We start from the raw sequence: 7,942 nt of genomic DNA on the forward strand, positions 1-7,942 counted from the left end.
CCGTCGGCACGGTGCGCATGGCGGCCGACGGCGCGGGCGTCGTGGACGCGACGCTGCGCGTCACGGGCATCGAGGGGCTCCGGATCGCCGACACCTCGGTCCTCCCGAAGCAGCCCGGCAACACGATGGCGCCGACCTACGGGCTGGCCGCGCGGGCGGCTGAACTGATCCTTGCCGATCGGTGATGCCGATCGGTGACGGCGATCGGTGACGGCGAAGCGCGGTCGCGCCTGTGCGAGGTGAGGAGTCGAGCGGCGTGAGCGGTCGGGCGGTGCGGGCGGTCAGCCGCCCTGCCGGTCCCGGACTGCGCGCAGGTGCTCTCCGCGCACCGCGACGACGTGGTCGGCGAACTCGGGGTGCTTCGGCAGCCAGGCCTTCACATAGGGGCAGACGGGAACGATCCTGATCCCGGCCGCGACGAGGTCGGCGACGACGGCGCCGACCAGCACCGAGGCGAGCCCTTGCCCGGCATAGGCCTCGGAGACGGCCGTGTGGAAGAGTACGCGCTCGACGGTGCCGTCCGCGGCGACGACATCGACGTAGGACTCCTCGCCGATGACAGGATCCCCGCCTGCGGCGGCGGTCGGCTCACTGTCGAGGAGAACGTAGCGGCCCTCCTCGGGGCGATGCTCGATGGTGAAACGCTGCTCGGGCATGCGGGCTCCTCGTGCGGGTCGTGGTCGGGTGAGGGGTCGTCTTCGGGTGGGGCGCATCGGCTCGTCGGGGGTCCGGCGGTTGCCCTAGCCTCGCGGCTTCAGCCGGGTCAACGGGAGCACGGGCGCGGGCAATGGTGCGCGCTGACCGTCGGGGAAGGGACCGAAGAGGGCGGGCTCGCCCGCATCCTGCACGTCCGTCGGCTCGAGCCCGATCTCGGCCTGATAGCGGCGCCGATACTCGACGATCTCGTCGTGGGTGCGCCCGACGAAGTTCCACCACATGATGATCTGCTCGCCGAGCGGAGTGCCGCCGAGGAGCAGCGCGCGTGTACCCTCCGCGCCGGCCTCGATCCGCAGCGTGTCCGATCCGGTGGGCACGTAGGCCAGCGAACGGTGGGGCGTCGTGGATCCGTTGACGCTGATGTCCGCGCTCTCGGCGAGGACGCCGTACTCGAAGTCGGGGCGCACCGGGAGCGATACCGACGCGCCCGGCTCGAGGAGGAGCTCGGCGCCCAGAAGCTCCGGCGTGCGGGTGTCCACCGGGGAGGCGGAGCCGAGCAGCTCGCCGATGAAGACCTGGGCCGTCAGCCCCGGGGCCGCGACGGGTTCGGGGGCGTAATGAGCGAAATGATGTTCGCTGAAGCGGGTCGCCTCCGGGAGGGCGTACCAGAGCTGGACCCCGTGCAGGACGCGTGTCCCGGGAGTGCTGATCTCCTGATGCGTGATCCCGCGCCCCGCGATCATCAGGTTCAGTTCACCCGGCCGCACCTCGGCCGCGTTGCCGCCGGAGTCCAGGTGGTCGATCCGTCCGGTGAACAGCCACGAGACGGTCGCGAGGCCCGTGTGCGGGTGGCGGGGGACCACCATGCCGCCGGTCTCGGCGACGTCGTCCGGGCCGTAGTGGTCGAGGAAGCACCAGGCTCCGACCAGGGATCGCTTCCGCTGCGGCAGGGTGCGGTGCACGGTCATCGCGCGCGGGCCGCCCAGCGGGACGAGGCGCGGTTCGAGCACCTCTACCGCCGTGCAGGGCAGCCCCGAGTCGAGCACCGTCATCACGGGATGCTGATCCAGGTCGCTCATCGGAGCAGCCCCCCACCGGCGTCGCGCGGCCGCACCGGATGCCCGCTGAGTATCGAAATCCGGTTGAAGAGGTTGATCGTCGCGGCCACCCACTCGGCGGCGGCGAAGGCCTCGTCGCCGAGGACGCCGCGCGCGGCGACGAGATCGGCGCGCGCATCCTCGCCGAGCGGCAGCTGGGTGGCGGCCTCCGCCACAGCGAGGACGGCGGTCTCGCGATCCTCGTAGATCCGGGCCTCGCGCCAGGCGGGGAGAATGTCGAGCTTCTGCTGCGTGACCCCGGCCTGCCGGGCCTGCCGGCAGTGCAGATCGAGGCAGAAGACGCAGCCGTTGAGCTGCGACGCCCGGACCTTGATCAGCTCGGTCTCCTGGACCGTGAGCCCGTGGCGCAGGGCGTTCTCGCGCACGGTGGCCGAGAGCCGTTCGGCGTCGTTCCAGGCCTCCGGCTCGGCCTTATCCATGAACAGGTCCACTGCGGCTCCTCACTCCGTCTGCGCTTGCGTCGGTGTCGGTGTTGTCGTCGGGATCGGGTTGGGCTGCAGCGTCACCGTGACCGTGCGGCTCTCGGCTTCACGGATGAACTCGACCTCGACGCTGTCTCCGGGGGCGGCCCGGACGGTGAAGCCGGCGAGATGCACGGGGGTCGGAGTGGTCTGCTCGCCGATGCGCGTGATGAGGTCGCCGGGCTGCAGGCCCGCCCGATGCGCCGACCCTCCCGCGACGACGGAGGTCACGACCAGCCCGGGCGGTACACCGAACTGCTCGGCCGCCGACGGCGGGAGCGGGCTGACCTCGATGCCGAAGGACGGGTGGTCGACGCGACCGTCGGCGACGAGCTCGTCGGTGATCGCCCGCACGGTGTCTGCGGGGACCGCGAAGCCGATCCCGATGCTGCCGCCCGAAGCGCCCCCGTTGCCGTCGGGCACCGTCGAGATGGCGGTGTTGACGCCGACCAGCCGGCCACGGCAGTCGACGAGCGCACCGCCGGAGTTGCCGGGGTTGATGGAGGCGTCGGTCTGGAGAGCGCCGGTGATCATCGTCAGGCCCCCGTCGCCGGTGGGCAGCGCGACCGAGCGGTCGAGCGCGCTGATGATTCCTGCGGTGACCGTGTTCGACTGGCCGAGCGGGGCGCCGAGTGCGACGACCGGCTGGCCCGTGCGCACATCGGCGGAGGATCCGAACCGGATCACCGGGAGTCGGCCCTCCCGCTCCACGCGGAGGACCGCGAGATCCGTCTGCGGGTCGCGACCGACCAGCTCGGCGTCCAAGCGCTCGCCGTCGGCGAGCGTCACCGCGAGCGCGCCCGAGACGGCTCCGTCGGTGAGGGCGGGGGCGATCACGTGATCGTTGGTCACGACGAGGCCGTCGGCGTCGATGATGGCGCCGCTGCCGTTGCCACCGCTGTTGCCGCCGCCGTTGCTGCCGCCGTTCGAGCTGGTCGCCCAGACGGTGACGACCGACGGCAGGACCGTCTCGGAGACGGCGATCGCGTTGCAGGCTCCGGGTGCGCCGGGCAGGATCGTCGCGCCGATCATCCCGCCGCCGATTCCGAGCGCGAGCGCCGCGATCGCCGTGCCTCCGATCGCGGCCTTCGGTCGGCGCCACCAGGCCGGCCTCGCGTCTGCCGGTTCGGACTTGGTCGGGTTCGCGCTCTCCGACTCAGGCTTGGTCGGTTCCGGCTCGGTCGAGCTCGTGCCCGCCGGGTTCGCGTCGGTCGTCTCTGCATCCGCCATGTCTCGATTATGGCAAGCGGGGCGCGGACGGGGGAGGGGTGCAACGGTACCGGCCGCGCATTCGCACCGAACCCTGTCATATGGGGCCGGTAGTCGCTACGGTCGACAGCAAGGAATCTCGATCGTCAGCACCCGAGGGAGGCCGGCATGGAACGGCACGACGTGATCGTTCTCGGCGCCGGGCTCGCCGGGCTCAGCGCGGCCAGGGATCTCGACCTCGCAGGCACCGATGTCCTCGTGCTCGAAGCACGCGCCCGTGCGGGCGGGCGCGTGGAGCAGACCACCGCGCCCGACGGGCGGCTGGTGCAGCTCGGCGGAGAGATCGTCGGTACCTTTCACACCGCGTACCGTCAGCTCGTGCAGGAGCTCGGCCTCACGTTGGGATCCACGTTCACCTCGACTACCGGCGAGACGCTGTGGAGCCTGGGCGAAGGCGCGTTCGTCGGCGATGCGCCCGGCTGGATGACCGATGCCGACCGCGCCGCATACGATCGCATCGAGCGGGAGTTCGCGAAGCTCTCCGCCACCGTCGATCCGGACGATCCGTGGGCGCACCCCGACGCGGAGAAGCTCGACCGGCTCTCCGCCGCCGACTGGGTCCGCGCCCAGGGCGGCACCCCGGCGGTGCTGCGCGCGCTGAATCTCGCGAATCGCGCGCTGGCGACGGAGCCCATCGAGCGGCTCTCGCTCCTCGCGGACCTCCGGAAGGAGTCGGCTGCGGGGGCAGGGGGCTTCTACGATTTCGAGGTCTGGGAGAACGAGCGCGTGCTCGAAGGATCGGCCACGGTGGCCCTGCGCATGGCAGAGGCGCTGGGGAGTAGGATCCGCTACAGCAGCCCTGCGGCCGCGGTGCACGTCTCCGATTCCGGGTGCCACGTGCAGCTCGCCACGGGCGAGATCATCGGCGCGTCCGCGATCGTCTCGGCGATCCCGGTGGGGCCGCTCCGCGACATCCGGATCACCGGGGTGAGCGACGCCCGCCTCGCGTCGCTCCACTGGCAGCGTCATGCACGCGCCGCCAAGATCGCGGTCGTCTACGAGGAGAGCTTCTGGGAGGCGGATGGGTGCAACGGCACCACCCTGCAAGAGGAGACGATCATCGGCGGCCTGTGGGCGCAGAACACCGGCATTCTCTCCGGCCTGATCCCGCCGGTCAGCCTCGGGGAGTACTTCGCGACGCCTGCGCACCTCGTCCAGCGCGAGCTCACGGCGGAGCTCGTCGGATTGTTCGGAGCGCAGGCGGGCGACTACTCGTGCTTCTACATGCGGAACTGGGCGACGGACCCGTGGACGCGAGGCTACGTCACCGGCTGGCGCCCGGGAGACGTGACGGCGGTCGGGCCGCTCCACGGGACGCACGAACCGCCGTTCTACGTCTGCGGATCCGATCAGTGGGTCTGCGGCTACATGGAGGGGGCGGTGCGCACCGGACGCGCGGCGGCCGCGGCCGTGCTCGGTTCCGCGTAGGCCTGAGCGGTCAGGAGGCGCGGGCATGCCGCGCCCCTCGGTCAGCTCATGCGCTCCTGCTTGAGCACGGCGCCGGTGCCGGCATCGATGTAGATCTCCGTGCCGCCGCTGGTACCGACCACCTCGACCTCCCAGACCACCGTGCCGCGCTCCGTGTCGAGATCCATGGCGATCACCTGGCCGTCGGCCGTGTCGAGCGCGACTTCGATCGCTTCGGCGGCAGTGACCTGAGGAGCCGTGCTCTGCACGCGGCTCAGGCGAAGTCGCTCCTGCTTGAGCACGTTTCCGTTCTGCGAATCGATCGTCACCTCGGTGCCCGATCCGTCGTCGCCGAGCACGCCCACCTCCCACACGGTCGTACCACGTTCGCGGTCGAGTTCGGCCTCCACGACGGCGCCTGGCACGGCCCGGAGGGCGATGTCCACCGCTGCCGCCGCCTCGACGTTACCCGTGGTGGGTGCCTCCTCGGTCTCAGAGGCGTCCGGATCATCCGTGGGGCTCGGCGCCTCTGACGTGCTGGGCGCCTCGGAAATGTCGGGCGCCTGACTCGTCGGCGTCTCGGAGGCGCAGGCGGTCAGCAAGAAGGCCGCCATCCCGAGCGCCAGCGCTGCTGGGAGGAGCTTCGCAGTATTGAGTTGACGTGTCATGGTGCCTGCGCTCCCCGCCTGGTGATTCGTGCGACGCTGAAACTGATTCGCAGTGTACGCCTCGTCGCTGGGAGGCGCCGTCGGTGGCTCGGAGCCCAGCGCACGACCGGACGAACGCGAGGCGCTGGCGATCTCCGAACTCGCTGGGGCATAATCAAGCCAGCCGAACCCGCATCGGGCCGAGACGCACGGCCGCTCGGCAGGGGGCCGCCGCGGTTCCCCTCATGCAACAGGTTCGCGTTCCCCTGGATCGATGACGAAAGACACCCGGATGACGTGGCGCAGACTGCTCGCAGTCCCGGTCACCGCGCTCGTCACCGTGCTGGTTATCGCGCTCGCCGGGTGCTCCTTCCCTGCGCCTGCACCTTCCCCCGGGCCTTCCGTGGCGCCTGCTCCGGAGTTCGTCGATCCTTCGCCGCCGGTCGTCGAGGAGTCGGAGCGAGCACCGACGCCCGCGGCGGTGATCACCATCCATCCGGAAGCGACGGCGGCCGCGTTGGATGCGCTCTCCGAGGGCGGATCGGCGGCGGACGCCGCCTTCGCCGCTGCGGCGGTGCTCAGCGTGGTCGAACCGCACTACTCGAACCTCATCGGAGGGGAGACGTCGGCCCTGTATTTCAACTCGACGGCCGAGGATATCCAAGCGCTCGAAGCCGTCGGCCCGGTCGGCTCGAGGTTCGATATCGACCGGTACCGATCCCAGGGCCCCGCAAGCTATGGGCTGCATCAGGCGCTGGTTCCGGGGGCGTGGGACGGTTGGATGGTGCTGCTCGAGGCCGAGGGAAGGATGGATCTCGACCGCCTCCTCGAACCCGCCATCGCATTGGCGCGCGACGGGCATGAGGTCACCGATCTGACTGCTTCGCAGCTGCGAGACGCGCTGGGTCGAGGCGCGGTCAACGACGCGGCCCAAGCCGTCTATGTTCCGGGCGGCACGCCCGTGGCTGCGGGCAGCACCCTCGTGCAGGCCGATTTCGCCAAGACCCTGCAGGGCATCGCCGATGCGTATGCCGCGGAACCCGAGCGGGATGGCGGCATCGTTGCGGCTCGGGAGCACGTGTACAGCGGGAAGCTCGGAAAGCGGCTCCTCTCGGCCGCTCGTGAGGGCGGGGCGACGTTCACCGCGAAGGATCTCGCGGGCTACTCCGCCGAGTTCAAGGAGCCGTTGAGCATCGACTACCGTGGGCACACGATCTACCAGTCCCCGCCCACGACGCAGGGGCTCACGATGCTGATCGCCTTGAACATCCTTCGCAATGCGAAGCTCAGCCCCAAGGTCGCGGATTCCGCGGGCACCGCCCATACGCTCATCGAGGCGATGAAGCTCGCGATGGCCGATCGCGAGGCCTATATCGGAGACCCGGCCTTCACCGACGTGCCGATCCGCGACCTGTTGGATCCCGACTACGGTGAGCGGCAGTTCGCCCGCATCGACCCGGAGAGGTCCCATCAGTGGCCGATCGAGCCAGGCCTTGAGGACAACACCACGACCTTCCAGATCGTGGATCACGACGGGAATGCCATCGCGGTGACGACGAGCACCGGGTACCAGTTCGTCGCGGCCGGCGACACCGGGATCATGATGAACAACCGCATGCGATTCATGACCGCCGGCGACCCGAGCAGCCCGAACTTCCTCGAGCCCGGCAAGCGGGTGCGGTACACGGGGAACCCGTACATCGTGACCGACGGCTCCGGGGTGCGGCTCCTCGGTGGGAACATCGGCGCCGACACGCAATCGCAGGCCCAGACGCAGCAGGTCGTGGCGGTGCTCGACTTCGGGCTGAGCGCTAAGAAGGCCATCGCGCGGCACCGATTCGTCGCCTATGCCACGCCGGGCAGCATCGTGCCGCACGGCGCCAACAACAATGTGGCCATCGAAGATACGACGCCGCAGCGGATCATCACCGGGCTCCAGCGGCGGGGTCAGAACATCTATCTCACCTCCGGGCCGAGCGGCGCTTTCGGCTACGGCACGATGATCGAGGTGCGCGACGGGGGAGCGAAGTTCTCCTTGGGCACCGATCCGCGCTTCCCGACTTCGACTGGGAAGGTCAGGAAACCGAGCGGCGAGTGATTTTCTCCGCCACTGCCTTATTATTGGTCTACGTTACCGCCCTTGACCCGGCCGAAGGTCTGTGGCTTCGATCAGGATGGGGCTGCAGTGGATGACACGCGCGGTTTTTCCGCCGATACCGCCCTAAACACGCGTCATGACGACCGTCACCGATGACGCGACTCGCCCGCCCTGGTCCACCTGCAAACAGTGTGAACCCACGAAAGAGTGAATCGCCCTGGGTTTCGTTCCGTTCTTCAAGCAAGGATGGAACACGATGAATCAGAAGTACTCGCCCGAGATGCG

8 protein-coding genes are annotated in these 7,942 nt (G+C 69.8%); 3 read left to right on the forward strand and 5 right to left on the reverse strand.

Features of this window, described 5'->3' with window-relative positions; genetic code table 11:
- On the forward strand, positions 1-185 hold a 185-nt coding region (locus ACFPZL_RS07985), incomplete at its 5' end, for a GMC oxidoreductase (protein ID WP_382335051.1).
- 96 nt (positions 186-281) lie between these two features.
- Here the strand turns inward: ACFPZL_RS07985 and ACFPZL_RS07990 are convergent.
- The 4 genes from ACFPZL_RS07990 to ACFPZL_RS08005 all read right to left on the reverse strand — a co-directional run bounded on the left by ACFPZL_RS07990 (position 282) and on the right by ACFPZL_RS08005 (position 3,466).
- Entirely contained in the window at positions 282-656 is a 375-nt protein-coding gene (locus ACFPZL_RS07990; RefSeq protein ID WP_218116348.1) for a GNAT family N-acetyltransferase, read from the reverse strand.
- Between the two features lie 84 nt (positions 657-740).
- Entirely contained in the window at positions 741-1,736 is a 996-nt protein-coding gene (locus ACFPZL_RS07995) for a pirin family protein (protein WP_218116347.1), read from the reverse strand.
- Positions 1,733-2,206, reverse strand: coding sequence for a carboxymuconolactone decarboxylase family protein (locus ACFPZL_RS08000; RefSeq protein WP_218116346.1), 474 nt, complete (start codon positions 2,204-2,206; stop codon positions 1,733-1,735). The genes ACFPZL_RS07995 and ACFPZL_RS08000 overlap by 4 nt, the downstream gene beginning before the upstream one ends.
- 9 nt (positions 2,207-2,215) lie before the next feature.
- Positions 2,216-3,466, reverse strand: coding sequence for a S1C family serine protease (locus tag ACFPZL_RS08005; RefSeq protein ID WP_218116345.1), 1,251 nt, complete (start codon positions 3,464-3,466; stop codon positions 2,216-2,218).
- Positions 3,467-3,613: 147 nt separating this feature from the next.
- Between ACFPZL_RS08005 and ACFPZL_RS08010 the strand changes: the two genes are divergently transcribed.
- Complete coding sequence (locus ACFPZL_RS08010) at positions 3,614-4,933, forward strand: flavin monoamine oxidase family protein (RefSeq protein ID WP_218116344.1); 1,320 nt, start codon at positions 3,614-3,616, stop codon at positions 4,931-4,933.
- Positions 4,934-4,974: 41 nt separating this feature from the next.
- Here ACFPZL_RS08010 and ACFPZL_RS08015 read toward each other — a convergent pair whose 3' ends face one another.
- Positions 4,975-5,580, reverse strand: a complete 606-nt coding sequence (locus ACFPZL_RS08015; RefSeq protein ID WP_218116343.1) for a PepSY domain-containing protein — start codon at positions 5,578-5,580, stop codon at positions 4,975-4,977.
- Positions 5,581-5,833: 253 nt separating this feature from the next.
- On the opposite strand from ACFPZL_RS08015, the gene ACFPZL_RS08020 reads away from it, so the two are divergent.
- A complete protein-coding gene (locus ACFPZL_RS08020) occupies positions 5,834-7,657 on the forward strand; it encodes a gamma-glutamyltransferase family protein (protein ID WP_218116342.1) in 1,824 nt (607 codons plus the stop codon).
- Positions 7,658-7,942 lie beyond the last annotated feature (285 nt).

It is taken from the genome of Leucobacter soli (assembly GCF_042659205.1).
GTDB lineage: Bacteria > Actinomycetota > Actinomycetes > Actinomycetales > Microbacteriaceae > Leucobacter > Leucobacter soli.